Origin of the sequence: Burkholderia gladioli (assembly GCF_000959725.1) — a bacterium.
Classification (GTDB): domain Bacteria; phylum Pseudomonadota; class Gammaproteobacteria; order Burkholderiales; family Burkholderiaceae; genus Burkholderia; species Burkholderia gladioli.
The window spans coordinates 3,284,893-3,310,811 of the sequence record NZ_CP009323.1; the positions used below are offsets into that span (position 1 = coordinate 3,284,893).

Annotated in this window: 20 protein-coding genes; 8 read left to right on the plus strand and 12 right to left on the minus strand. The window is 69.0% G+C overall.

Annotated elements, in window-relative coordinates; all coding sequences use genetic code 11:
- Window positions 1-29 precede the first annotated feature (29 nt).
- Together galU and BM43_RS31545 are read right to left on the minus strand one after the other, a co-directional pair.
- On the minus strand, window positions 30-911 hold the full coding sequence (galU, locus tag BM43_RS31540) for a UTP--glucose-1-phosphate uridylyltransferase GalU (RefSeq protein ID WP_013697727.1): 882 nt from the start codon (window positions 909-911) through the stop codon (window positions 30-32).
- A gap of 132 nt (window positions 912-1,043) precedes the next feature.
- Window positions 1,044-3,911, minus strand: coding sequence for a valine--tRNA ligase (locus BM43_RS31545; protein WP_017921636.1), 2,868 nt, complete (start codon window positions 3,909-3,911; stop codon window positions 1,044-1,046).
- 342 nt (window positions 3,912-4,253) lie between these two features.
- Here BM43_RS31545 and BM43_RS31550 point away from each other — a divergent pair, with 342 nt between their 5' ends.
- Window positions 4,254-6,623, plus strand: coding sequence for a UvrD-helicase domain-containing protein (locus tag BM43_RS31550; RefSeq protein ID WP_036051832.1), 2,370 nt, complete (start codon window positions 4,254-4,256; stop codon window positions 6,621-6,623).
- Window positions 6,620-7,450, plus strand: coding sequence for a 5'-methylthioadenosine/adenosylhomocysteine nucleosidase (locus tag BM43_RS31555; protein WP_036051831.1), 831 nt, complete (start codon window positions 6,620-6,622; stop codon window positions 7,448-7,450). The genes BM43_RS31550 and BM43_RS31555 overlap by 4 nt, the downstream gene beginning before the upstream one ends.
- An 88-nt stretch (window positions 7,451-7,538) precedes the next feature.
- On the opposite strand, the gene BM43_RS31560 is transcribed toward BM43_RS31555, so the two are convergent.
- Window positions 7,539-8,786 carry an MFS transporter gene (locus BM43_RS31560; RefSeq protein WP_036051830.1) on the minus strand — a complete coding sequence of 416 codons (1,248 nt, stop codon included), beginning with the start codon at window positions 8,784-8,786 and terminating at the stop codon, window positions 7,539-7,541.
- 388 nt (window positions 8,787-9,174) lie between these two features.
- Here BM43_RS31560 and BM43_RS31565 point away from each other — a divergent pair, with 388 nt between their 5' ends.
- Window positions 9,175-10,860 carry a methyl-accepting chemotaxis protein gene (locus BM43_RS31565; RefSeq protein WP_036051829.1) on the plus strand — a complete coding sequence of 562 codons (1,686 nt, stop codon included), beginning with the start codon at window positions 9,175-9,177 and terminating at the stop codon, window positions 10,858-10,860.
- A 121-nt stretch (window positions 10,861-10,981) separates the two neighbouring features.
- Here the strand turns inward: BM43_RS31565 and BM43_RS31570 are convergent, their stop codons facing one another.
- From BM43_RS31570 to BM43_RS31585, 4 genes are read right to left on the minus strand one after another with little or no spacing between them, the layout of a single operon-like run.
- Complete coding sequence (locus BM43_RS31570) at window positions 10,982-11,881, minus strand: efflux RND transporter periplasmic adaptor subunit (protein ID WP_036051828.1); 900 nt, start codon at window positions 11,879-11,881, stop codon at window positions 10,982-10,984.
- Between the two features lie 13 nt (window positions 11,882-11,894).
- Complete coding sequence (locus BM43_RS31575; RefSeq protein WP_013697734.1) at window positions 11,895-12,098, minus strand: DUF1656 domain-containing protein; 204 nt, start codon at window positions 12,096-12,098, stop codon at window positions 11,895-11,897.
- Entirely contained in the window at window positions 12,095-14,305 is a 2,211-nt protein-coding gene (locus tag BM43_RS31580; protein ID WP_036051827.1) for an FUSC family protein, read from the minus strand. Before BM43_RS31580 ends, BM43_RS31575 begins: the two co-directional genes overlap by 4 nt.
- Before the next feature lie 11 nt (window positions 14,306-14,316).
- Window positions 14,317-16,038, minus strand: coding sequence for an efflux transporter outer membrane subunit (locus BM43_RS31585; protein WP_226285209.1), 1,722 nt, complete (start codon window positions 16,036-16,038; stop codon window positions 14,317-14,319).
- Window positions 16,039-16,256: 218 nt separating this feature from the next.
- On the opposite strand from BM43_RS31585, the gene BM43_RS31590 reads away from it, so the two are divergent.
- Both BM43_RS31590 and BM43_RS41435 read left to right on the plus strand, forming a co-directional pair.
- A complete protein-coding gene (locus tag BM43_RS31590) occupies window positions 16,257-17,198 on the plus strand; it encodes a LysR family transcriptional regulator (RefSeq protein WP_036051825.1) in 942 nt (313 codons plus the stop codon).
- A 150-nt stretch (window positions 17,199-17,348) separates the two neighbouring features.
- Entirely contained in the window at window positions 17,349-17,513 is a 165-nt protein-coding gene (locus BM43_RS41435) for a hypothetical protein (RefSeq protein ID WP_155296502.1), read from the plus strand.
- A gap of 165 nt (window positions 17,514-17,678) precedes the next feature.
- Here the strand turns inward: BM43_RS41435 and BM43_RS31595 are convergent, their stop codons facing one another.
- The 4 genes from BM43_RS31595 to wrbA all read right to left on the minus strand — a co-directional run bounded on the left by BM43_RS31595 (window position 17,679) and on the right by wrbA (window position 21,159).
- Entirely contained in the window at window positions 17,679-18,524 is an 846-nt protein-coding gene (locus tag BM43_RS31595; RefSeq protein WP_036053525.1) for a metallophosphoesterase, read from the minus strand.
- 97 nt (window positions 18,525-18,621) lie between these two features.
- Window positions 18,622-20,043 (minus strand): FAD-binding oxidoreductase, encoded by a 1,422-nt coding sequence (locus BM43_RS31600; protein WP_025098713.1) that lies wholly within the window; start codon window positions 20,041-20,043, stop codon window positions 18,622-18,624.
- A 31-nt stretch (window positions 20,044-20,074) separates the two neighbouring features.
- On the minus strand, window positions 20,075-20,554 hold the full coding sequence (locus tag BM43_RS31605; RefSeq protein ID WP_036051824.1) for a DUF2069 domain-containing protein: 480 nt from the start codon (window positions 20,552-20,554) through the stop codon (window positions 20,075-20,077).
- The gene (gene wrbA, locus BM43_RS31610; protein ID WP_025098711.1) at window positions 20,551-21,159 is read right to left on the minus strand and encodes an NAD(P)H:quinone oxidoreductase; all 609 of its coding nucleotides are present in this window, start codon (window positions 21,157-21,159) and stop codon (window positions 20,551-20,553) included. The genes BM43_RS31605 and wrbA overlap by 4 nt, the downstream gene beginning before the upstream one ends.
- 84 nt (window positions 21,160-21,243) lie before the next feature.
- Here wrbA and BM43_RS31615 point away from each other — a divergent pair, with 84 nt between their 5' ends.
- Window positions 21,244-22,557, plus strand: a complete 1,314-nt coding sequence (locus tag BM43_RS31615) for a YihY family inner membrane protein (RefSeq protein WP_017918462.1) — start codon at window positions 21,244-21,246, stop codon at window positions 22,555-22,557.
- 119 nt (window positions 22,558-22,676) lie between these two features.
- Here BM43_RS31615 and BM43_RS31620 read toward each other — a convergent pair whose 3' ends face one another.
- Window positions 22,677-22,997: an Mpo1-like protein gene (locus BM43_RS31620; protein ID WP_025098709.1), complete on the minus strand. Its 321-nt coding sequence runs from the start codon at window positions 22,995-22,997 to the stop codon at window positions 22,677-22,679.
- Between the two features lie 229 nt (window positions 22,998-23,226).
- Between BM43_RS31620 and BM43_RS31625 the strand changes: the two genes are divergently transcribed.
- Together BM43_RS31625 and BM43_RS31630 are read left to right on the plus strand one after the other, a co-directional pair.
- A complete protein-coding gene (locus BM43_RS31625) occupies window positions 23,227-23,697 on the plus strand; it encodes a CBS domain-containing protein (RefSeq protein ID WP_013697743.1) in 471 nt (156 codons plus the stop codon).
- A 183-nt stretch (window positions 23,698-23,880) separates the two neighbouring features.
- On the plus strand, window positions 23,881-25,815 hold the full coding sequence (locus tag BM43_RS31630; protein WP_036051823.1) for an MFS transporter: 1,935 nt from the start codon (window positions 23,881-23,883) through the stop codon (window positions 25,813-25,815).
- Window positions 25,816-25,919 lie beyond the last annotated feature (104 nt).

Here is a 25,919-nt window from a genome sequence, read left to right on the forward strand (position 1 = left end):
GGAGCGGGCAGGGCGCGAGCCCCGATTGATTACACCGACTGCGAGGTGCCGCGTTCGCGCAGATACTGCTCGAACTCGTCGCGCACTTCCGGGTGGCGCAGCGCGAACTCGACGGTCGCCTTCAGGTAGCCGAGCTTGCTGCCGCAGTCGAAGCGCGTGCCTTCGTACTTGTAGGCCAGCACCTGTTCGTCGGCCAGCAGGGCCTGGATCGCGTCGGTCAGCTGGATCTCGCCGCCGGCGCCGGGCTTGATCGCGCGCAGGTGCTCGAAGATGCGCGGCTTCAGGATGTAGCGGCCGACCACGCCGAGGTTCGAGGGCGCATCCTCGGGCGCCGGCTTCTCGACGATGCCCGAGAGCTTGACGATCGACTCCTCCCACTCCTTGCCGTCGACGATCCCGTAGGACTTGGTGTCCGAGGCGGGGATCTCCTCCACGCCGATGATCGAGCTGTGGTAGTGGTCGAAGGTATCGACCATCTGCTTCATGACGGGCGGCTGCCCGTCGAGCAGATCGTCGGCAAGGATCACGGCGAAGGGATTGTCGCCGACCAGCTTCTCGGCGCAGAGCACGGCGTGGCCGAGGCCGAGCGCCTCGGGCTGGCGCACGTAGAAGCAGTCGACATTGGCGGGCTTGATGCTGCGCACCAGCTCGAGCAGCTTCTCCTTGCCGCGTGCCTCGAGTTCGGCCTCGACTTCGTAGGACTTGTCGAAGTGATCCTCGATGGCGCGCTTGCTGCGCCCGGTGACGAAGATCATCTCGGTGATGCCGGCCGCGATCGCCTCCTCGACGGCATACTGGATCAAGGGCTTGTCGACGACGGGCAGCATTTCTTTCGGGCTTGCCTTCGTCGCCGGCAGGAAGCGGGTGCCGAGACCGGCAACCGGAAATACCGCCTTAGTGACTTTCAGCATGTGATCGACCTTTCATCCTTGGATTGATTCATTCGTGCCGCCCATGGTGATTGGGCTGGCACGGTCCGTGCAAGCGAGCTTACCCTTTGTTACGCCGGCCATTGCGCCTGCAAATGGCCGGAAAACGTCCTCTTATGCCGGCAAACGGGCCAACTGCGCGGCCAGCTTGTCGAGCGTGCCGCGGAATTCGGCGATCCGCTTCTGCTCCTGTTCGACCACCGCCGGCGGGGCCTTGGCCACGAAGGCCTCGTTGCCGAGCTTGGCCTCGCACTTGCGGATCTCGTTCTCGAGCCGCGCGACTTCCTTCGACAGGCGCTCGCGTTCGGCCTTCACGTCGATCTCGACCTTCAGCACCAGCTTGTTCGCGCCGACGATGGCGATCGGCGCGCCCTGCGCCTCGCTGTCGAGCGCGGCCTCGTCGGCCACGATGGTGACGTCCGACAGGCGCGCCAGCGCCTTCAGGTAGGGCGCGAAGCTGGTGAGGCGCTCCAGTTCGCCGGTGGCCAGCAGCGGCACGCGGGTGGCCGGCGACAGGTTCATCTCGCCGCGCAGGTTGCGGCAGGCGTCGACCACCGCCTTCAGCTCGAGCGCCCATTGCTCGGATTGCTCGTCGAGCTTGGCGAGGTCCGCCACCGGGTAGGCCTGCACCATCAGCGAGGCCTCGCCCTCGGCCGCGCCGGCCGGGTAGCGGCCCGCCAGCGGCGCGACCTTCTGCCAGAGCGCCTCGGTGATGAACGGGATCACCGGGTGCGCCAGGCGCAGCACCGTCTCCAGCACGCGCAGCAGGGTGCGCCGCGTGGCGCGCTGCTGCTCGGGCGTGCCGTTCTGGATCTGCACCTTGGCCAGCTCGACGTACCAGTCGCAGTACTCGTCCCAGACGAACTTGTAGATGCTGTTGGCGATGTTGTCGAAGCGGTAGTCGTCGAAGCCCTTGGCGATGTCGGCTTCCACGCGTTGCAGCAGCGAGACGATCCAGCGGTCGGCCGCCGAGAAGTCCAGGTAGCCGCCGGGGCCGCAGTCGCCGGCGCCGCAAAGCTCCGGCTTGGCGGTGCCGCAATCGTGGCCCTCGCAGTTCATCAGCACGAAGCGCGTGGCGTTCCAGAGCTTGTTGCAGAAGTTGCGGTAGCCCTCGCAGCGCGCCAGGTCGAAGTTGACGTTGCGCCCGAGCGTGGCCATCGAGGCCATCGTGAAGCGCAGCGCGTCGGTGCCGAAGGCGGGGATGCCGTCGGCGAATTCCTTGCGCGTCTTCTTCTCGATCGAGGCCGCCTGCTTCGGGTTCATCAGGCCCGTGGTGCGCTTGGCGACCAACTCCTCCAGGCCGATGCCGTCGATGATGTCGATCGGGTCGAGCGTGTTGCCCTTGCTCTTCGACATCTTCTGGCCTTCCGCGTCACGCACCAGCCCATGCATGTAGACGGTGTGGAACGGCACCTTGCCGGTGAAATGCGTCGTCATCATGACCATCCGGGCGACCCAGAAGAAAATGATGTCGAAGCCGCTGACCAGCACCGAGGAGGGCAGGAAGTGCTTCAGCTCGGGCGTCTCGCTGGGCCAGCCGAGCGAGGAGAACGGCACCAGGGCCGAGGAGAACCAGGTGTCGAGCACGTCCTCGTCGCGCTTGAGCGCGCCGGCGTAGCCGGCCGCGTCGGCCTTGGCGCGCGCGCCGGCCTCGTCGCGGGCGACGAAGATCTCGCCGTTCTCGCCGTACCAGGCCGGGATCTGGTGGCCCCACCAGAGCTGACGCGAGATGCACCAGTCCTGGATGTTTTCCAGCCACTGGTAGTAGGTGGTGGTCCAGTTCTCCGGCACGAACTTGATCTGGCCGTCGCGCACCACCTCGAGCGACACCTCGGTGATCGACTTGCCCGGGTGGAAGCTGCCTTCCGGCGCCGGCTTGGTCATCGCCACGAACCACTGGTCGGTCAGCATCGGCTCGATCACCACGCCGGTGCGGTCGCCGCGCGGCACCATCAGCTTGTGCGGCTTGACCGAGTCGAGCGCGCCGGCCGCTTCCAGGTCGGCCACCACGCGCTTGCGCGCCTCGAAGCGGTCCAGGCCGCGATAGGCCTCGGGCGCGTTGTCGTTGATCTTCGCGTCGAGCGTGAGGATCTCGATCTGCGGCAACTGGTGGCGCTGGCCGACCTGGTAGTCGTTGAGGTCGTGCGCGGGCGTGACCTTGACCACGCCGGTGCCGAACTCGCGATCGACGTAGTCGTCGGCGATGATCGGGATCTCGCGGTTCGACAGCGGCAGGCGCACCGACTGGCCGATCAGGTGGCGATAGCGCTCGTCTTCCGGGTGCACCATCACGGCGACGTCGCCGAGCATGGTTTCCGGGCGCGTGGTGGCCACCGTCAGGTGGCCCTCGCCCGAGACCAGCGGGTAGTTGATGTGCCAGAGGCTGCCGTCCTCTTCTTCGCTCACCACCTCCAGGTCGGAGACGGCCGTCATCAGCACCGGGTCCCAGTTGACCAGGCGCTTGCCGCGATAGATCAGGCCTTGCTCGTAGAGCTGCACGAACACCTCGCGCACCACGCTCGAGAGCTTGTCGTCCATCGTGAAGTATTCGCGGCTCCAGTCGGTGGAGGCGCCGAGCCGGCGCACCTGGCCGGTGATCGTCGAGCCCGATTTCTCCTTCCACTCCCAGACGCGCTCGACGAACTTCTCGCGGCCCAGGTCGTGGCGCGAGATCTTCTGCGCGTCGAGCTGGCGCTCCACCACGATCTGCGTGGCGATGCCGGCGTGGTCGGTGCCGGGCACCCACAGCGTGTTGTCGCCGCGCATGCGGTGGTAGCGCGTCAGGCCGTCCATGATGGTCTGGTTGAACGCGTGCCCCATGTGCAGCGTGCCGGTGACGTTCGGCGGCGGGAGCTGGATCGCGAAATCCGGCTTGGCCGGATCGATCTTCGGGGCGGCGTAGCCGCGCTTTTCCCACTCCGGCCCCCAATGGGATTCGATGGTCTGGGGCTCGAAACTCTTCGCCAGCGTGCTGTCGCTCATGGTCGGAAATGCCTGAAAGAATGCGTGATTGATGCGGAAACCGGCAATTATAAATGGATGCGCATCGCGCCGGGGCCGGCGCGGCGTCGGGCCGGGCGCGCGCGGCGGTGGCGGGGCGGGTCGAGGGGCCTGCTTGCAGGGGCGATCGCGGGGTCGATTGCGAGCTCGCGCCGGGCCCGGGTCGTGCCTGGATGGTGCCTGGCTCGTGCCCGGATCGGGCGCGGCCCGGCGGCCCGCGAACCGCTCGCCGCGGCGGCCCGATCGTGCCGGCGCGACCGTTCTATAATGGCGGCCCTGGCGCTTCACCTCCCTTCTTCCGTCCCGCTCGATACCCGCTTCTTCATGCCCGATCTGCTCGCCAACCTGAACCCCGAACAATACGCTGCCGTCACGCTGCCGAACGAGCCGGCGCTGATCCTCGCTGGTGCGGGCAGCGGCAAGACGCGCGTGCTGATCACGCGGATCGCCTGGCTGATCCAGCAGGGTTTCGCCTCGCCGCCCACCGTGCTGGCCGTGACCTTCACCAACAAGGCCGCGCGCGAGATGCTCTCGCGCCTGTCGGCGATGATGCCGATCGACACGCGCGGCATGTGGATCGGCACCTTCCACGGCCTCTGCAACCGCATGCTGCGCGCGCACTATCGCGACGCCGGCCTGCCGCAGACCTTCCAGATCCTCGACACGGCCGACCAGCTCTCGGCGATCAAGCGCCTGATGAAGGCCTCGAACATCGACGACGAGAAGTACCCGTCGAAGAACGTCCAGTACTTCATCAACAATGCCAAGGAGCAAGGCCTGCGCCCGGACAAGGTGGACGCCACCGACAACTTCAACCGGATGTTCGTCGAGCTCTACCAGGCCTACGACCAGCAATGCCAGCGCGAGGGCGTGGTCGACTTCCCCGAGCTGCTGCTGCGCTGCTACGAGCTGCTGAGCCTGAACGCGCCGCTGCGCGCGCATTACCAGGCGCGCTTCCGACACATCCTGGTCGACGAGTTCCAGGATACGAACAAGCTGCAGTACGCCTGGCTCAAGCTGCTGGCGGGCGGCCAGAACGCGATCTTCGCGGTGGGCGACGACGACCAGTCGATCTACGCCTTTCGCGGCGCGAACGTCGGCAACATGCGCGACTTCGAGGACGAGTTCCGGGTGCGCAACCTGATCAAGCTGGAGCAGAACTACCGCTCGCACGGCAACATCCTCGATGCGGCCAACCACCTGATCTCGCACAATTCGCATCGGCTCGGCAAGAACCTGCGCACCGACGCGGGGCACGGCGAGCCGGTGCGCGTCTACGAGGCGGCCACCGATTCGCAGGAAGCGGGCTGGATCGTCGAGGAGATTCGCTCGCTGATCAACGGCGGCATGGCGCGCAGCGAGGTGGCGGTGCTCTATCGCAGCAACGCGCAGTCGCGCGCGATCGAGCACACCCTGATGACGGCGGGGATTGCCTATCGCGTCTATGGCGGCCTGCGCTTCTTCGAGCGCCAGGAAATCAAGCACGCGCTGGCCTACCTGCGCCTGATCGACAATCCGAGCGACGACACCGCCTTCGCGCGAGTGGTCAACTTCCCCACGCGCGGGATCGGCGCGCGCTCGATCGAGCAACTGGCCGACGCCGCGCGCCTCTACAACTGCGCGATGGCGGCGGCGATTCCCTACGTGACGGGCAAGGCCGGCACCAGCCTGGGCACCTTCGCCAACCTGATCGCGAAGATGCGCGCCGAGACCGCGCAGATGAGCCTGCCGGAAACCGTCGAATACGTGGTGCGCGCCAGCGGCCTGGCCGATTTCTACCAGGGCGAGCGCGAAGGGCAGGACCGCCTGGAGAACCTGCAGGAACTGGTCAACGCGGCCACCGCCTTCGTCAGCGAGGAAGGCTACGGGCTCGATACGCCGGCGCGCTCGATCCCGCTGCGCCCCGGCGCGATCGCGGCGCCCGAGATCACGCTGGACGGCGGCGCCGATGAGGTGCTGGCGCCGGCCGAGCTGGGCGACCCGGCCCAGAACCCCGACACCATGACGCCGCTGGCCGGCTTCCTCTCGCATGCCTCGCTGGAGGCCGGCGACAACCAGGCCCAGGCCGGCCAGGATGCCGTGCAGCTGATGACGGTGCACGCCGCCAAGGGGCTCGAATTCGCGGCGGTGTTCATTACCGGGCTGGAAGAGGGCCTGTTCCCGCACGAGAACAGCGCGCTCGAATCGGACGGCCTGGAGGAGGAGCGCCGGCTGATGTACGTGGCGATCACGCGCGCCAAGGAGCGGCTCTACCTGTCCTTCGCGCAGAGCCGGATGCTGCATGGCCAGACGCGCTACAACATCCGCTCGCGCTTCTTCGACGAGCTGCCGCAGCAGGTGCTGAAGTGGCTGACGCCGCAGGTCGAGGCCGGCAGCCGCTGGGGCGGCCGCGCCGACAACGCCGGCTGGGGGCGCAACTGGTTCTCGCGGCCCGGCGGCGGCAATGGCGGCGGCTTGCGCGAGAGCGTGGTCGACGCGGCCGTGTCGGCGCCGCTGCCGGCCTTCGCCAACGCGCAGCGCGCGAGCGGCAGCGGTTTCAAGGTCGGCCAGCCGGTGTTCCATACCAAGTTCGGCGAGGGCACGGTGACGGCCCTCGAGGGGGAAGGCGCGGACGCGAAGGCCCAGGTCCGTTTCAAGCGGCACGGCGAGAAATGGCTGGCGCTGGCGGTGGCAAAACTCCAGGCGGTGGAATGATCATGCAATTCGATAGAAAAAGGCCGCTCGGCATCCTCGCCGCGCTGCCCCAGGAACTCGGCGACCTGCTCGCCGCGATGCAGGCCGAGGGCGCCGTCGAGACGGTCACGCTCGGCCAGCGCGAGTACCATCTCGGCACCGCCCACGGCGTGCCCTGCGTGGTCACGCTGGCGCGGGTGGGCAAGGTGGCGGCGGCCACCACCACCACCGCGCTGATCCACCGCTTCAACGTGCGGGCCGTGGTGTTCGCGGGCGTGGCCGGCGGCGTGGCGCGCGAGATCGCGGTGGGCGACATCGTGGTGGCGCGCGCGCTGATGCAGCACGATCTCGATGCCTCGCCGATCTTCCCGCGCCACGAGGTGCCGCTGCTCGGCATCACGCGCTTCGCGGCCGACGCGGCCTTGTCGGCCGCGCTACAGGCGGCTTGCGAGGCCTTCGTGGCCGAGCAGGGGGAGGCGCTCAAGGAACGCTTCCGGCTGCGCGGGGCGCGCGTGCACGCGGGGCTAATCATCAGCGGCGACCGTTTCGTGTCGAGCGAGCCGGAAGTGGTCGCCTTGCGCGAGATGCTGCCCGACGCGCTGGCCGTCGAGATGGAGGGCGCGGCGCTGGCCCAGGTCTGCCACGAATACGGCGTGCCCTGCGCGGTGGTGCGCACCGTGTCGGACACGGCCGACGATCACGCCACCGCCTCGTTCACCAATTTCCTGACCGAGATCGCCAGCAGCTATTCCTCGGGGATCCTGCAGCGCTTCCTGCTGGCGCTGGCCGGCGCGGCGGCGCCGAGCACGGCGGGCAGCGCGAGCGCGGCGGACGGCGTGCCGGCCTGAGCGACGCGTTTGCCGACGGCATGAAAAAACGCCCGGATCGTCACGATCCGGGCGTTTTGTCTTGGGCGAGGCATCGCCCGCCGCGCGCTCAGGCGGCGGCGCGCTGCTTGGCTGCCTTCTTGCCCTCGACGTCGGGCAGGAACACCGTCAGCACGCCGATCAGCGGCAGGAAGGCGCAGATCTGGTAGACGAAGGCCACGCTGGTGGCATCGGCGATATCGCCGAGCACGGCCGCGCCCACGCCGCCCATGCCGAAGGCGAGGCCGAAGAACAGGCCGGCCACCATCCCCACCTTGCCGGGGATCAGCTCCTGGGCATAGACGATGATCGCCGAGAAGGCCGAGGCCAGCACCACGCCGATGATCACGCTAAGCACGCTGGTCCAGAACAGGTTCGCGTGCGGCAGGGCCAGCGTGAAGGGCGCCACGCCGAGGATCGACACCCAGATCACCCACTTGCGGCCGATGCGGTCGCCGATCGGCCCGCCGATCACGGTGCCGGCCGCCACCGCGGCGAGGAAGATGAACAGGTGCAGCTGCGCGGCCTGCACGCCGAGGTGGAACTTGTCGATCAGGTAGAAGGTGAAGTAGCTGGTGATGCTGGCCAGGTAGAAGTACTTCGAGAACACCAGCAGCATCAGCACGCCGAGCGCGAGCCAGACCTGGCGGCGGCTCAGCGTGGCATGGCGCTCGCCGGCCGACTTCTTCCTCGGCGCGGGCTGGCGCTGGTACCAGCGGCCGATCTGGGCCAGCACCACGATCGCCACCAGCGCGGCCACCGACACCCAGGCGATGCTGTGCTGGCCATGGGGGATGATCACCAGCGCGGCCAGCAGTGGCCCGAGCGAGGAACCGGCATTGCCGCCCACCTGGAACAGCGACTGGGCCAGACCGTGGCGGCCGCCCGAGGCCATGCGCGCCACCCGCGAGGATTCCGGGTGGAACACCGAGGAGCCGCAGCCGACCAGCGCGGCGGCCACCAGCAGCACGCCGAAACTGGGCGCGGCCGACATCAGCAGCAGCCCCGACAGCGTGAAGCCCATCCCGACCGGCAGCGAGAACGGCAGCGGCCGCTTGTCGGTGTAGAGGCCGATCAGCGGCTGCAGCAGCGAGGCGGTGATCTGGTAGGTCAGCGTGATCAGGCCGATCTGCGCGAAGGACAGCGCGAAATTGGCCTTCAGCATCGGATAGATGGCGAGGATCAACGACTGGATCATGTCGTTGAGCAGGTGCGAGAAGCTGATCGCGCCGAGCACCGGGTAGTTGGTGCGGGCCGGCGCCGTCGCGGGGGCGGCCGCGGCGGATATCGTCTGGCGGTTGTCGAGGCTGGTTTGCATGGTGAGCGGCGTTGGGGCGGTGCTGGGACCGCAGCGTCATTGGAATTCGGGATAGCGTCACCGGAGTGTAAAGTGGCTCACTCGAATTGTCAGGCCAACTTTTGTCGTGATTCGGTCACGACTGGGCTATGAATGGCCAGGTTTTGGTCGAGACCGATCGAGGCTTCGGACAAGTCGCGAGTTTCCTGACGATTGGCCTACGGGGCACGATCGTCGCGTGCGCACAACTGGGTGCGATCCCGACTCAAGAAAAAAATCATTGCTGCCGACAAGCCCTTATCCGTGACCACACGCGCGGAGTGGGCCGTGCCGCAGATCCGCGGCGGGCGGCCGTACGGTGAGTGCCGGAGCCGACGTTTCCGGCAGCAAAAGAAGTACGGGGGAATCGATGATGGGAATTTCGCTGCGGGCCAGGCCGGCAACCGAGGGCATGGTGGCGGCCGCCGCGCTGCCGGCCGCCTCGGGCGGCGCCGGACGCGCCACGCGCCGTGCCGGCGGCAAGCCGTCGCGAGCATGGTCGGTGCGCGCGACGCTGTATGCCGCCTTCGCCGTGCTGTTGATCGGCACGCTCGCGATCGGCCTGTTCTCGCTCTGGCAGATCAGCCGGCTCGACGAGTCGATCCGCTCGGTCTACGAGCAGGGCCACGTGGCCAGCCATGCGGCCGAATCGGTGCGCGGCCACGTGCTGCGCGCAAGCCGCGCGCAGAAGATGCTGCTCACGGCGACCACCGCCAAGGAGCGCGACGACCTCGGCAGCGATATCGAGAGCGACCTCAACGGCATCACCAGCGACCTCAAGACGCTCGACGGCTACAGCGACGCCGGCGATCGCGCCATGCTCGATGCCTTCACCAAGTCGGTCGCCGGCTGGAGCGCGCACCTGCGCGACTTCGTGGCGCTGATCAAGCAGCAGCCGCTGGACCTGTCGCAGATGAACTGGCAGGTCGGCACCCAGGACGTCGGCTTGCTGGTGGAAACCGGCAAGCTCGAGAAGCAGGTCGACGCGCTGGTGGCCTCGCGCGGCGAGGCGGCCAGGCAGACGCGAGATGCCTCGACGGCGCGCTTCCACGCCTCGCTGGCGATGATCGCCGTGATGACCGCCGCGCTGATCGTGCTGGCGATCCTGATCGCCTCCTGGGTGGTGCGCCGGATCGGCGCGCAGCTCGGCGGCGAGCCCGCCACCGCGAAGACGATCGCCGCGGGCATCGCCAGCGGCGACCTGACCCAGCCGGTCAGGCTGGCCAGGCGCGACCGCGGCAGCGTGCTCTACGCGCTCGACGAGATGCAGCGCCAGCTCGCCGGCACGGTGCGCGAGATCGCGGCCAGTGCCGAGGCGATCGCCTCGGCCTCGGGCGAGATCTCGACCGGCAACCTCGACCTCTCGCAGCGCACCGAGCAGCAGGCGGTGGCGCTGGAGCGCACCTCGTCGAGCATGTCGCAGCTGACCTCGACGGTCCACCAGAACGCCGAGAACGCGCGGCAGGCCAGCGCGCTGGCGCAGAACGCCTCGGACGTGGCCGAGCAGGGCGGCGAGGTGGTGGGCCGCGTGGTGGCGACCATGAACCAGATCGACGAGAGCGCCAAGAGCATCCGCGACATCATCGGCACGATCGAGGGCATCGCCTTCCAGACCAATATCCTGGCGCTCAACGCGGCGGTCGAGGCGGCCCGCGCGGGCGAGAACGGGCGCGGCTTCTCGGTGGTGGCCAGCGAGGTGCGCACCCTGGCGCAGCGCTCGGCTACCGCGGCCAAGGAGATCCGCCAGCTGATCGGCGCCTCGGTCGAGCGCGTCGCCAACGGCGCGCAGCTCGCCAGCGACGCGGGACGCACCATGGAGGAGGTGGTGCGCGCGGTGCGTCGCGTGACCGACATCATCGGCGAGATCTCGGCGGCCTCCACCGAGCAGAGCGCTGGCATCGACGAGATCGGCCGCGCGGTCGAGCAGATGGACGACGGCACGCAGCAGAACGCGGCCCTGGTCGAGCAGGCCGCGGCCGCTGCGCGCTCGCTCGACGAGCAGGCCCAGGCGCTCAAGGCGCTGGTCGGGCACTTCCGGGTGAACGCGCAGGCTTGAGCGTGAGGGCGGCGCCGCGCGCGTCGTCTCCGCCATGAAGATCGGCCCGCGATGCAGGGCGCATCGCGGGCCGATTTCGTTCTGGGGCGCCGGCCGCTCGCCGTTCGGGCGACCGACGCGATCAGGACTTGGCGGGTGCCGGCGTCGCGGCCGTGCGCTCCTTGCCCTCGTCGACGATCACCGTGCAGGTGGTGCCGGCCGACAGCACCAGGCCCTCGGGCACCTCGTCGATATGGATGCGCACCGGCACGCGCTGGGCCAGCCGTACCCAGTTGAAGGTCGGGTTGACGTCGGCCACCAGGTCGCGGCTCTGCGGGTTGTCGCGGTCGTAGATGCCGCGCGAGATGCTGTCGACGTGGCCTTTCAGCACGCCGCCGCTCATCAGCCGCATCTCGGCCGGCGCGCCCAGCTTCACGCGCGGCAGCTTGGTTTCCTCGAAGTAGCCGTAGACCCAGAACGAATGGCTGTCGATGATCGCCAGCTTGGCGTTGCCGGCGGTGGCGTAGTCGCCGCGGAACACGTTCAGGTTGGTGATGTAGCCGTCCACCGGCGCGACCACCCGGGTGCGCGCCAGGTTCAACTGGGCGGCGTCCAGCGCGGCCAGCGCCTGCTGGTACTGGGCGGCGGCGCCCGAGGCGGTCTGCGAGGCGTTCTCGCGGTTCTCGCGCGAGACCACGGCGGCGTCCAGGTCGGCGCGACGCGCGGCATCGGCGCGGCGCATCGCCAGCTCGGCGGCGCGCGCGGCCACCGCGGCCTTGGCCTGCTCGACCGCGATCGCGTAGTGGGAAGGATCGATCTGCATGATCAGGTCGCCCTTGTGGACGAACTGGTTGTCGCGCACCGGCAGTTCGACCACCGCGCCCGACACGTCGGGCGCGACGTTGACGATCTCGGCGCGCACCCGGCCGTCGCGGGTCCAGGGCTCGTCCATGTAGTGGACCCACAGCCGGTGGCCGATCAGGATCGCGATCACGAGGATGACGGCCGTCGCGACGAAGCCGAAGAGTTTTCTGAGGAGCATGGTTCGATTCATTTCAACGATAGACGGCAAGGCCCAGGCCGCCGCAGATGCACACCAGCAGGCTGGCGCGGAACAGCGAGGGATGCCAGACGAGGCGGTACAGGCCGGTGGCGGCCAGCAGCCGGTCGACCATCCAGGTGAGCAGGGCGCCTAGCACGAACATCAGCACGACGGTCGGCATGTAGGCGTCGAAGACGGCGATTTCACGCGGCATCATGACGGGTTTCCCGGGGTGGGGCGCGCCGTGCCGCCGTCGAGCGACGCCAGCGGCGATTCGCGATCGAGCAGCGCGGTGCGCACGAAATGCAGGTGACTGAGGATGCGTTGCAGCTGGTGGCGTTCCTCGGCGGGCGGCGCGAAGGTCTCCAGCGCCTGCCGGGTCGCGACGATCGCGTCGATGGTGGCGGCCAGCGCGGCATCGAAGCGGGCCGGGCGGGGACGCGCGAACAGCGCGGTGACGCTGCGCCGCATCGCGCGGATCGCCTGGCGCCAGGGCATCGAGGCGGCGTAGCGCGGGTCCTTCGGCAGCGCCGCCAGCTCGTGGCGCAGGTCGATGATCGCGTTGCCGACCTCCAGCACCGCGAACATCCAGCGCAGCGCGTCGCGCTGCACGCCGGGCTGGTCGGCCGACAGCGTGTGGGCCTGGAACATCAGGTCGCGCGCGCCGCTCTCGAAGCGCGTGCGCAGCCCGCCCAGGCGGTCCTGGCAGGCCATCACCACCTGCCGGCGCAGGTCGGCGAACAGGCGGCGCTTGAGCCAGGGCGAGCTGGGCGGCACCAGCACCGCGAAGGCGAGCGCCGAGACCAGCATCGACAGCACGATCGCCAGGCCGTTGTTGAGGAAGTCGGTCGGGTCGTAGTGCGTGACGTTGTCGGGGCCCGCCAGGAAGCTGAAGAAGATCAGGTAGCCCATGCCGTGCGCGCCCGTCTTCGGTCGCAGCGTCAGCCAGATGCCGATCGACAGAAGCGGGGCCAGCGCCACGCACAGCATCGGGAAGCCGTCGATGCGCGGGTAGACGAAGAACATCAGCAGGGTCCCCATCACCACCCCCAGCGAGGCGCCCATGCCCATCTGCATGGCGGTCGCGCTCGGCCGCGGCGAGGCCGAGGCCAGCGCGCACACGGCCGCCGCGTTGAGCACCAGCATCACGCCGCTGGGCCAGGCGCTGTGGATCCAGAACCAGCCCAGCAGCAGCATCACCACGGCGGTGCGCAGGCCGGCGATCAGCGAGGCGGTCAGGTTGGTCTTCGGCTCGAACTGCTCGATCCAGCGCTCGCGCTCGTGCGTCTCGCTGGCCAGCGACCCGTAGGTGGCGGCGTAGGCGTGCACGTCGCTGATGAAGCGGTAGAGCAGCTCGGCGGCGGTGTCGAAGTCGAGCAGCGGGAAATCGGGGCGCGTCTCCAGCTCGGCGCGGGTGGCGCGGATCCGGCGCGGCAGCGCGTCGCGATAGGCCAGCAGCGGCTCGGCGATGCGCGCCGCGTCGGCCGCGGTGCGCACCGGCTGGCCCTCGGGCTCGAGCAGCGGGGCGATCTCGCGGTAGTAGGGCTCCAGCGCCGCGATCACCACCGTGTCGTGCGCCGCGCGCAGCCGGTTCATCAGCTGGTGCAGCGCGTGGAAGCGGCTCGAGGCGGTCATGAACTCGCTGTTCAGGCGCGCCAGGCGCCCGTTGCGCATGCGCGACTCGTGGTTCTCGAACACCGCCATGCTGCGCGCCGATTCGAAGCCGATCACGTCGGCCACGAAGCGCGTGTGCACACTCTCGATGTGGGCACGGTCGAGCTTGCCCGACAGCGCCGAGGCCACGTAGTCGACGAAGGACGAGAAGCGCCGGCGCACTGTGGTGCGCATCTGCTCGCCGGTGTAGCGCGGGAACAGCAGGGCGCTGACCAGGCCCGCCGAGACGATGCCGACGCAGATCTCGGCCACCCGCGTGAGCGCCGACATGAAGGCGCCGTCGGGCTGCTGCGAGGCGGGCAGGCCGATCAGCGCGGCGGTGTAGCCGGCCAGCAGGAAGCCGTAGCTGCGGAAGTTGCGGTTGCGCGCGGCGCCGGCGTTGCAGATCGCCACCCACAGCGCGACCGCGATCAGGAACAGCCAGGGCTGCTGCGGGAACAGGCCGACGAAGGTCAGGGTGGCGGCCAGGCCGACGAAGGTGCCGGTCAGGCGGTAGAAGCTCTTGGCCAGCACCGCGCCGCTTTGCGGCTGCATCACGATGAACACGGTGGTCATCGCGGTCTTCGGCGCGGGCAGGTCGAGCACCATCGACACGCCGATCGCCAGGAAGGCCGCCGTCAGTGCCTTGAACAGGTAGAGCCAGGCATTGCCGTCGGTGCGCGCCCAGTCGGCGCAGGTCGCGGCAAGCGCGGCTAACGGCGAGCGGGCCGGCGGCGGCGCCGCGGCGGGAGTGGACGAGGGGGCGGACATCGCGGCTTTCCTCACTCGGCGGCCGGCACGGCGGCGCGGTCGGTGTCGGCCAGGGCGGCGCCCGCGGCGACTTGCCGGCGGCGCGTCGGGCGGCCCGATTCGCTGGTCGCGGCGCGGGTGAGCTTGACGGCCGGGGCTGGCGCGGGCGAGGCGGCCGAAGGTCGGGCGGCCGCGGAGGGGGCCGGCGAGGCTAGGGCATCGCTGGCGGTCCGGGGCAGGAGCGAGATCGGTGCCGCCGATGCCGACGCAGCGGCCTTGGCCGGCGCCGGCTGCGTCGCTCCGTTCGGAGAAGCGCCGGCCGCCGGTGTGCCGGCCTTGCCGGGCGCGGCCGCGCCGTCCCGCGGCGCGTCCTCGGGGGCTTCGAGCCCGCCGCCGAGCGCGGCCATCAGCGAGGCATGCGCGGCGAGCCGCTCGGCCTCGACGCGGGTCTGGCTTTCCTGTGCGCGCAGCAGTTGCGACTGCGCCACCAGCACATTCACGTAGTCGGTCAGCCCGCGCTTGAAACCCTGGTGCGAGAGATCGAAGGTGCGGCGCGTGAGCGCCACCGAGCGGGCGGCGTCCTCGCGCTGCGTGTCGAGCGAGCGGATCCGCACCACGTCGTCGGCGATATCCTTGAGCGCCGAGACCAGCGTCTGGTTGTACTGGTCCACGGCCTCGTCGTAGCCGGCCGAGGCGGCGCCCAGCTGCGCGCGCAGGCGCCCGCCCTCGAAGATCGGCAGCGTGATGGCGGGCCCCGCCGACCAGCCGCCGTTCATCGAGCGCAGGAAGCCGGCGAAGGCCGAGCCGACGCCGAAGCCGCCCAGCGAGGCAAGCAGGTCGACATTCGGGTAGAACTGCGCCTTGGCCACGTCGATGCCGCGCGCCTGCGCGTCGACCAGCCAGCGCGCGGCCACCACGTCGGGGCGCCGGCCGATCAGTTCGGCGGGCAACGCGGAGGGCAGGCTGGCCGGGGTATCGAGCGCGAGCTTGGGGCGCGTCAGGGTATCGCCCGCGCCGGGGCCCTTGCCGGCCAGGGCAGCGAGCTGGTGGCGGCCGAGCTGCACCGCCTCCTGATAGCTGTCGATCTGGCGCGAATAGTCGGGCAGCGGCGATTCGGCCTGGCTCAGTTCAAGCTGGGTGCCGATGCCGGCGCGCAGGCGCTTCTGCGCGAGCTGGATCAGCTCGTTCTGGCGGTCGTAGGTCTGCTGCGCGATGTCGAGCAGGGCGAAATTCTTCGCGAAGTCGATATAGGCGCGCACCACGTTGACCTCCAGCTCGAGGCGCGCCGCGCGCTCGTCGGCGGCCTGGGCGCGGGCCGAATCGAGCGCGCGCTCGGCGTTGTTCTTGTCCTTGCCCCAGAGATCGAGGTGGTAGGACAGGTTCAGCGTGCCGCTGTTGTTCCAGCTATTGGTGTTGGCGAGCGTGCCGGGGCCGTAGAAATAGTCGTCGGGCCAGTGCTTGCGCTGCAGGGCCAATTCGCCGTCGAGCTGCGGGAGTTCGTCGGCGTGCGCGATGCGCGCCACCGCCTGCGCCTGGCGCACGCGCGCCTGCGCGGCGGCCAGCGACGGATTGCCGGCCTGGGCGGCCGCGATCCAGCCGTCGAGCTGCGGGTCACCATAGGCGCGCCACCAGTCGGCGCTGGGCCAGCCCGCGTCGCGGTTGGCTGCGCGGATCGCGGCGCCCGCGTCCAGCGTGGCGGGGTCGACGCGCGTTGCTTGCGGTGCAACATTGCCCATGCTCGCGCATCCGGCCATTGTTAATGAGATTGCAAGAACCGCAAGTGCGAGCGTCCCTTTTGTTGCCGGAGACTGCACGATTTTCTCCCGTTCGGATAAAGATGATTCGGAAGCGATTATATTTTTTCGCTTATTGATGGATAAGCCGGTAAGGGTGCAAGGAATCTTTACGTATCTTGAGATAATATTGCCGCGGCTCTGTGCAACAATCTGCCCGCATTGAAGGGGGAATCAGTATGGATACGCTTCAGAACATGCGTGTGTTCATGCGCGTGGTCGATGCGGGCAGTTTCACCGCGGCCGCCCAGCAGCTCAATTCGACGACCGCCTACGCCTCGCGGGCGGTATCGGACCTGGAAGCGCACCTGCGCACGCGCCTCCTGAATCGCACCACGCGGCGCATCGCGCTGACCGAGGCCGGCGAGCGCTACCTGCAGCGCTGCGAGCAGATCCTGGCCTATGTCGACCAGGCCGAGGCCGAGGCGAGCGACGCGCATGCGCGGCCTTCGGGCAAGCTCAAGGTGCACTGCATGACCAGCATGGGCCAGCACTACACGGTGCCGCTCGCGGCGCGCTACCGGCAGCGCTACCCGGAGGTGCAGGTGGACCTGACGCTGGCGCAGCGGCTGCCCGACCTGCTCGACGAGGGTTTCGACGTGTCGATCGTGCTCGGCCGCGAGTTGCCCGATTCGGGGCTGGTGTCGCAGCGGCTCGGCGAGACCTTCAGCGTGGTCTGCGCCTCGCGCGACTACCTGGAGCGGCACGGCGTGCCGCGCCGGCCGAGCGATCTCGACGCCCATACCTGCATGGGCATGGTGGCGCCGGGTTTCCAGTGGGACGAATGGACCCTGCTCGGGCCCGACGGCAACGAAACCCTGTCGGTGGCCTCGCCGCCGTTCAGCGTGAATGTCGCCGAGGCGCTGGCGGTGGCGATCCGCGAGGGCATGGGCATTGGCGTGCTGCCGCTCTATACGGCGATCACCGGCCTGCGCAACGGCGATTTCGTGCGCGTGATGCCCGAATACCGCTCGCACGTGATGAATATCTACGCGCTTTATCCCTCGCGCCAGTATCTCGACGCCAAGATCCGCACCTGGGTCGATTTCATGCGCGAATCGCTGCCTGCCACGCTCGAGGCCGACATCACCGCGCTCGAGCAATTCACCCACGAAACCTGAATAGAGAGGAGCATCGACAACCGAGCGGGCGCGCCTGAACGTCGGCCTGACGTTTCTTTGCAGTGACGCAACATTTTTTTACGCTTGAAACGCGCGGGGTTTGCTACTGTTGAGTCATCGAATCGACGCACTGACTGACGGAGAAAGGCAATGAACGCGCACTGGGTGATGTTGGGTCTCGCGGCCGTGATCGGCTGGGCAGGTATCGTCGCGGCGCGCGGTCTGCTGCGCGAACGGGTGCAGCGCCAGTTGGTGCCGATTCGGGTGCGTCGTGATGCGCAGCGCTTCGATGCGCGTCGGTCGTCGCGCGACTGAGCCGGGCGCGATACCGGTTCGAAGATGTTTCAGGCTGTGACGGCGGCGGGCGGCCTGGAAAATCGGTCGGCCTGAGCGGCGTCGCGGCGGCAGGGTCCTGCCGGATTGGAAAGACGGGCGTGCTTCTCGCACGCCCGTTTGTCGTTTACGGCGCGGCTTCGTCCCTCAGGCTTCCAGCGTCACCACCTTGTCCCAGGCAAAGGCCGGATTCTCGCGCTCGCCCGTCCTGCGCCGGATATAGCCGCGCGGATTGCAGACCACGCGCGTGCCGCTCGCCGCCGTGTAGTCGAAGGACGTATGCGTGTGGCCGTGGATCCACAGATCGACGGGCGGCGCGACCAGGCTTTCCAGATCGGAAATGAAGCCGGCCGAAACGATTTCGTTCGCGTAGCGCTCGGCCAGGCTGGCGCGATGGGGCGCGTGATGGGTGACGACGATGGTCGCGCCGGCCCAGGGCCGGGCCAGTTCCGCCGCCAGCCAGGCGCGCGAGGCGCGATGCAGGTCCAGCGTATCGGCGGGCGTCAGCGCCCGCGAGGCTTGCGTCGCGAGGGCGGCGCCTGCTTCGCCGGCGCCGCTGCCCGGTGCCCAGTCCACCTGGATCGCGCCGTTGAAGTCGAACATCGCGCGGGAGCAGGCGGTCATCGCCTCGGCGCGGCGCGCCTGGTCGCTGCCATATAGCTCGAAATCGGTCCAGAGCGTGGTGCCGAGCACGCGAAAGCGTCCATCCGGCGCGTGGTAGACGCCGCGATTGAGGTAATGGACCTGGTCGAGCGTGCGCGCCGTGTCGCGCATCGCGGCTTCGAGCGCGCCGAAATCGCCGTCGTAATACTCGTGGTTGCCGGGCACGTAGATCACCGGCACCTCGGCGTCGAAGGTTTCGGCGGCCCAGCGCAGGCCTTCCGCGTGATTGTGGATATCGCCGGCCAGCACCACCAGGTCGGCCGCCGCGCCCGGGATCGCCTCGGGGGTATTGCCTTCGAGATGGAGGTCGGACAGCACGCGCACGCGGATCGACATGGGGGCTCCTGGGGACGGTCGCGGTATCGAGGGGGAGGGGGGGCAGGGCGGGGCGCGTCCGGCTGCGCGCGCCGCGCCGCCGCCTGCCGGGTCAGCGCAGTACCTTGCCCGGGTTCAGCAACTGGTGCGGATCGAGCGCGCGCTTGAGCGTCTTCATCAGCTCGATCTCGACCGGCGACTTGTAGCGCTGCGCGTCGTCGATCTTCAACTGCCCGATGCCGTGCTCGGCGCTGATCGTGCCGTGGTGACGATGCACGTTGTCGTAGACGACGCGATTGATCGGCTTCTGGAACTCGGCCAGGAAGGCCTTCGGGTCGCCTCCCTCGGGCGTCTGCACGTTGTAGTGCAGGTTGCCGTCGCCGAGGTGGCCGAAGGTGACCATCCGCGCGCCCGGGGCGACCTGCTGGATCGCCGCGTCGGTTTCGTCGATGAAGCGCGCGATCGAGGAGATCGGCACGGCGATGTCGTGCTTGATGTTGAGCCCCTCGTCGGCCTGCGCGAGCGGGATGTGCTCGCGCAGGTCCCAGAACGCGCGCGACTGCGCCAGGTTTTCCGCCACCACCGCATCGACCACCAGCCCCGCGTCGAAGGCCTCGGCCATCATCGATTCGAACAGCGCGCGCGCGTGTTCCTCGCTCTCGTTGTCGGACAGCTCGAGCAGGACCGTCTGTGCATGGGTGGTCGAGAACGGGTAGCGCAACTGCGGATAATGCTTGCCGACCAGGCGCATGCAGAAATCGGACATCAGCTCGAAGCCGGTCAGCAGCGGGCCGGCGCAACGCTGGGCCAGTGCCAGGAAGTCGAGCGCGGCATGCGGCGATTCGAGCGCGGCGAGCGCCGTGACCTGGGCGGCCGGGCGCGGATGCAGCTTCATCACGGCGGCGGTGATGATGCCCAGCGTGCCCTCGGCGCCGATGTAGAGATCGCGCAGGTCGTAGCCGGTGTTGTCCTTGCGCAGGCCGCGCAGGCCGTGCCAGATCTCGCCCTGCGGCGTGACCACTTCCAGGCCCAGGCACAGCTCGCGCGTGTTGCCGTAGCGCAGCACGGCGGTGCCGCCGGCATTGGTCGAGAGATTGCCGCCGATCGTGCAGCTGCCTTCGGCGGCCAGGCTCAGCGCGAACAGGCGCCCGGCTTCCTGCGCGCGCGCCTGCACCTCGGCGAGGATCACGCCGGCCTCCACCGTGATGGTGTTGTTGTGCGCATCGAGCTCGCGCACGCGATTCAGGCGCGCCAGGCTCAGCACCGCCTGGGTGCCGCTGTCGTCGGGCGTGGCGCCGCCGGCCAGGCCGGTGTTGCCGCCCTGCGGCACGATCGCGACGCGGTGCTCGGCGGCCAGTTTCACGATCGCCGCCACCTCGTCGGTGCTGCCGGGGCGCAGCACCGCGCAGGCCGTGCCGCGGTAGCGCTTGCGCCAGTCGGTCAGGAACGGCGCCGTGTCGTGCGCGTCGCTCAGCACGTGGTCCGCGCCGATCGCGGCGCGGCAGGCATCGAGGAAGGCGGAGGAGGTGGTCATCGCGGGAGTCTCGAAGGGGAGGGGCGCGGCATCAGGGGCGGCGCCGCGCGGATTTGGTATTGTCGCCTGCCTGGGCAGGCCTTGCGCCGGCCTTGGGGCGGGCGGCGCCAGCCGGCGCTTCGGCGGGTGTCGTGCCCTGTCTGGCCGCTTGCTTCGCCGCTCGCTTGAAGGGCGCCACATAGGCCAGCGCGGCCGCGAAGAAGCCGGCCGCCAGCAGCAGCTCCAGCCAGCCGAGCCGCGCCGACAGTCCGCCGTCGGTCATGCCGCGCACGACGCCCTCGGCGACATAGAGCAGGATCAGCATCGACGCCCATTGCAGCGTGTACACGCTGCGCCGCCACACGCCCGGCAGCATCAGCGCGAGCGGCACCGCCTTGAGCATCAGGGCCGAGCCGCCGGGACGCAGCGGCGCGAGCCACAGCTCCCAGGCGATCGACAGCGCGATCAGCGCGACCAGGCAGCCGGCCGCGGCCAGCGCGAAGGCGGGGCGGGCGGCGGCCGGGGCGCTCATTGCGGATCGGCCAGGCGCAGCGCGGCGCGTGCCAGCCGGTTGCCGAGCGCGACGGCCAGCGTCTTTTCGTCGACCGAGATGCCCTGGCGCGAGGCCGGCGCGCCGCTGCGCGCGTGATGCGAGGCGCCGTAGGGCGTGCCGCCGCCGTCGGTGGTGGTCAGTGCGCTTTCGGTATAGGGGATGCCGACGATCAGCATGCCGTGGTGCAGCAGCGGCAGCATCATCGACAGCAAGGTCGATTCCTGGCCGCCGTGCAGGCTGCCGGTGGAGGTGAACACGCAACCGGGCTTGCCGGCCAGCGCGCCCGACAGCCATTGCGGGGTGGTGCCGTCGAGGAAATACTTGAGCGGCGCGGCCATGTTGCCGAAGCGGGTCGGCGAGCCGAGTGCCAGGCCCGCGCATTCCTCCAGGTCGCGCAGCTCCGCGTAGGGCGGGCCGTCGGACGGAATCTCGGGCGACGTTGCCTCGCAGACGGTGGACACGGGCGGCACGGTGCGGATCCGCGCCTGCGCGCCGGGCACCGCGTCGATGCCGGCGGCGATCGCCAGGGCCAGCTCGCGCGTCGCGCCGTGGCGGCTGTAGTAGAGCACCAGGATGTCTTTCATAAGCCTCTTGAGTGAGCGGCTATTATAGGGGGTGCGACCGCCGCGACGCGTGGCGGCACGCCTGCAGCCCGAAGGAGAAAGCCGTTGCCGAAGCTGAGTGTTGATCTGGTCACGATCCGGCGTCTTGCCCGATTCGCCGCGAAGCGCGGCGCCGAGGACCGTATTCCGCAGGTCGCGGGCAGCCTGACCTTCACCACGATCCTCGCGGTGGTGCCGCTGGTGACGGTCGCGTTCGCGCTGTTCACGGCCTTCCCGATGTTCTCCTCGTTCCAGTCCTCGCTGCAGGGCTTCCTGGCCGACCACCTGATGCCGGCCCAGATCAACAACCAGATCTTCAAGTACCTGAACCAGTTCTCGGCCAAGGCCAAGGGCCTGACGACGGCCGGCCTGATCGTGCTGGTGGTCACCTCGGTGATGACGATGATGACCATCGAGTCGGCCTTCAACGTGATCTGGCGCGTGAGGAAGTCGCGGCCCTTCGCGCAGCGCGTGCTGGCCTACTGGGCCTTCATCACGCTGGCGCCATTGCTGTTCGGCATCAGCCTGTCGATCTCCTCCTACCTGTTCACCAAGTCGCTGGCGATCGCCGGCGCACCGGGCGCGACCACCTCGGTCGAATGGCTGCTGACGGCCGCCTCGCTGCCGCTGACGGTGCTGGCCTTCACCCTGCTGTATGTCTATCTGCCGAATTGCACGGTGGCCTGGCGCGATGCCGTGGTGGGCGGGATCTGCGCGGCGATCGCCTTCGAGCTGGCCAAGCGCGGCTTCGGTTATTACGTGCGGCGCATCCCGACCTACACGGCCGTCTATGGCGCCTTCGCGGCGGTGCCGCTGTTCCTGCTGTGGATGTACCTGAGCTGGCTGATCACGCTGGCGGGGGCGATGGTGGCCTCGGCGCTGCCGGTGATCCGGATCGGGCAGTTCCACCGGGTCGCCTATCCGGGCAGCGACCTGCTCGACGCGCTGGCCCTGCTGGCGCGCCTGGCCGACGCGCAGGAGGCCGGCAAGCCGGGCCATTCGGCGGCGCGCCTGGCCGTGATGGTGCGCTGCGGCATGGAAACCGCGCAGCGCTTGCTGGCGGCGATGGAGGATCGAGAGTGGGTGGCGCGGCTGGAGGGCGGCGACATCGCCGTGTCGCGCTACGTGCTGCTGGCCAATCCCGAGCGTTTGACGGTGTCGCAACTGTTCGATGCCTTCGTGGTGGATCGCGACGAGCTGCTGTACCAGGTGCAGCGCGGCCGGCCCTCGATCGACGGCGAGCGGCTGGTGGCGGCGCTCACGGGCGAGCGGCTGGGGGCGACGCTGGCGCAGTTGCTGGTGAAGCGCGGCGAGGCGCTGGCTGAGGAGCGCGGCGAGCAGGCCGGCGCCGCTGCCGCGGCGCCGCCGAAAACGGCCTGAGCGCGGCCTGAAAACTGTCCCGGTTTGCGGCTGGCGGCCGTCGCGGCTGTTGGGAGCCGCGGGAAATGCATACGGCCCGCGATCGACTGCCGGTGCCGCACCCGACCGAGGCGCGGACCTTACAAGGAGATTCGACCCAGGCAGATGTCCTTGAACATCACCCAGTCGCCCATCAGGCTGTAGATCGGGTGCCGGAAGGTGGCCGGGCGATTCTTCTCGAAGAAGAAGTGGCCGACCCAGGCAAAGCCGTAGCCGCAGACGACGGCGGCGGGCAGCCAGCCCCAGTGGCCGGTCGCGACGGCCATCGCGAGGCAGCCGATCACGCCCAGCGAGCCGACGAAATGCAGGCGGCGGGAAACCAGGTTGCGGTGTTCGTTGAGGTAGAACGGGTAGAACTGCGCGAAATTGGCGAAATGTTCGCCCTGGGCGGTCTGGCTCATGGCTGTCTCCCGCGGGCGGCATGCCCGTCGCGACGCAGGCTTCATTGTGCGGCGAGGGCCGCCGGTCCGCAACCGGCCGCCGCATCGCCCGAACCCCTCGCCGCGCGAGATCCTCGACCCGGCGCATCGCCCGCGGCGGCTTGTGCGGCGGGCCGCGCGCTTTCCTTTTGATGGGCTTTCCGCTAGCATCGGAAGCCGGTTAAGTACCATCCAGTTTTTGGGGGCGAGAATGCGCGTCAGCGATATTCTGAAAGTCAAGGGCAACACGCTGTACACGGTGACGCCCGATATGCCGCTGCGCGAGGCAGTCGACACGATGGCCGAGCGCGATATCGGCTCGCTGGTCGTGATGGAGTATGGCGACCTGGTCGGCATCCTGACCTTCCGCGAGATCATCCTGCGGCTGAAGGAAAACGGCGGCGCGATCGGCGACGTGCAGGTCCGCAAGGTCATGGACGATCCGCTCACCTGCACGCCGGAAACGGACGTCAACGAGGTGCGCCGGATGATGCTCGAGCGTCACGCGCGCTACATGCCGGTGCTCGAGAAGCGCGTGCTGATGGGCGTGATCTCGTTCTACGACGTCGCCAAGACGGTGGTGGAAGCGCAGAGCTTCGAGAATCGTATGCTCAAGGCCTATATCCGCGACTGGCCGCCCGAGCCGGACGGCGAGGTTCACCACAAGCCGGTGGCGAGCTGAACTGAATCATCGGCGGCGCGATGGCGTTCGCCGCAAGCCGCAGCGGCGAACCGCGCGGCGCCGACATTCCCGGTGCGCTGGCGAGCCGCGCATCCTTTCACGGCCGGTATGCGCGAGCGTGCCGGCCGTTTTCGATCCGACACTGACCGCGCGTGCGGCGTCGCAGCCGCGCGCCCCGAGCGCATGAGCGATTCAACACACACCAATACCGAACGGCGCAACGAACGCCACGCCCACACCTCGCAGTTCGATCTGCTTCGTCAGCGGCGCTTCGCGCCATTCTTCGCCACGCAGTTCTTCGGCGCGCTGAACGACAACGTCTTCAAGATCGGCTTCACCTCCCTGATCACCTACCAGAGCGCGAAATTCAGCGGCGTCGACCCGAAGACGGCGGCCTTCCTGATCTCGGCGGTGTTCATCCTGCCCTTCATGCTGTTCTCGGCCACCTCGGGCCAGATCGCCGACAAGTACGACAAGGCGCGGCTCACGCGCTTCGTGAAGAGCTTCGAGATCGCGCTGATGCTGGTGGGCGCGGCCGGCTTCGTGACCCATACCGCGGCGCTGCTCTATCTCTGCACCTTCATGATGGGCATGCATTCGACGCTGTTCGGCCCGGTCAAGTATTCCTACCTGCCGCAGCACCTGAGCGACCAGGAGCTGGTGGGCGGCAACGGGCTGGTCGAGATGGGCACCTTCATCGCGATCCTGATCGGCACCATCATCGGCGGCGCGGCGGCCGGCATCGACGGGCGCGGCGAGCTGCTGCTGGCGGTGAGCTGCGTGCTGATCGCGGTGATCGGGCGGGGCGTGGCCTCGGGCGTGCCGCACACGCCGGCGCCGCAGCCCGAGCTGAAGATCAACTGGAACCCGGTTTCCGAAACCTGGCGCAATCTGAAGCTGGCGGGGCAGAACCGCACCGTGTTCCTGAGCCTGCTGGGCATCTCCTGGCTGTGGTTCGTCGGCGCGACCTTCCTGACCTCGTTCTTCGGCTTCGCCAAGGACGTGCTGTCGGCCAATCCCGACGTGGTGACGGTGCTGCTGGCCACCTTCTCGATCGGCATCGGCCTGGGCTCGATCCTCTGCGAGCGGCTCTCGCGGCGGCGCGTCGAGATCGGCCTGGTGCCGCTCGGCTCGATCGGCATCAGCGTGTTCGCGATCGATCTCTATTTCGCCAGCCACGCGCTGCCGGCCCAGACGCACCTGCTCAGCGTCGGCGAATTCCTCGGCCAGGCCGCCCACTGGCGCGTGCTGGCCGACCTGTTCCTGCTCGCGATGTTCGGCGGCTTCTACAGCGTGCCGCTCTATGCGCTGATCCAGAGCCGCAGCGCGCCGACCCACCGCGCGCGGATCATCGCCGCCAACAACATCCTCAATTCGCTGTTCATGGTGGTCTCGGCGCTGATGGCGATGGCGCTGACCCACGCCGGCGTCGGCATCCCGGGCCTGTTCCTGGTCACCGGCCTGCTCAACGTGCTGGTCGCCACCTATATCTACTCGCTGGTGCCTGAATTCCTGCTGCGCTTCGTGGCCTGGGTGCTGGTGCATACCTTCTACCGGATCCGGCTGGTGCATGCCGAGCGGATTCCCGAAACCACCGGGGCGGTGCTGGTCTGCAACCACGTCAGCTATGTCGACGCGCTGGTGATCGCCGCGGCCAGCCCGCGGCCGATCCGCTTCGTGATGGATCACCGGATCTTCCGCGCGCGCTTCGCGAGCTGGGCGTTCCGCCACGCCAAGGCGATCCCGATCGCGCCGCGCCACGAGGACCCGGCCATGCTGGAGCGCGCCTACGCGGCTTGCGAGGCCGCGCTGAAGGAGGGCGAGCTGGTCTGCATCTTCCCCGAGGGCAAGCTGACCAAGACCGGCGACATCAACACCTTCCATCACGGCGTGAGCGAGATCCTGCGCCGCGTCGAGGCGCCCGTGGTGCCGATGGCATTGCGCGGGCTGTGGGGCAGCTGGTTCTCGCGCCATGGCGATGCGCGCTGGCCGCGGCCGATGCGCAAGGGCGCGATGAGCCGGCTGACGCTGGCGGTCGGCGAGCCGATCGCGGCCTCGGCGGCCACGCCCGACATGCTGCAGCAGGCGGTGAGCGAGCTGCGCGGCGCGCGCAAGTAAGGCGGGGCAGGGCCTTGCGTGCCGGCCCGAGTCGCCGCGGGTGAAGGCTTCATGAAAGCTGGGTCGGTCGCGCGGCCGTCCCCGGCGCGGCGCGCCTCCCGCGA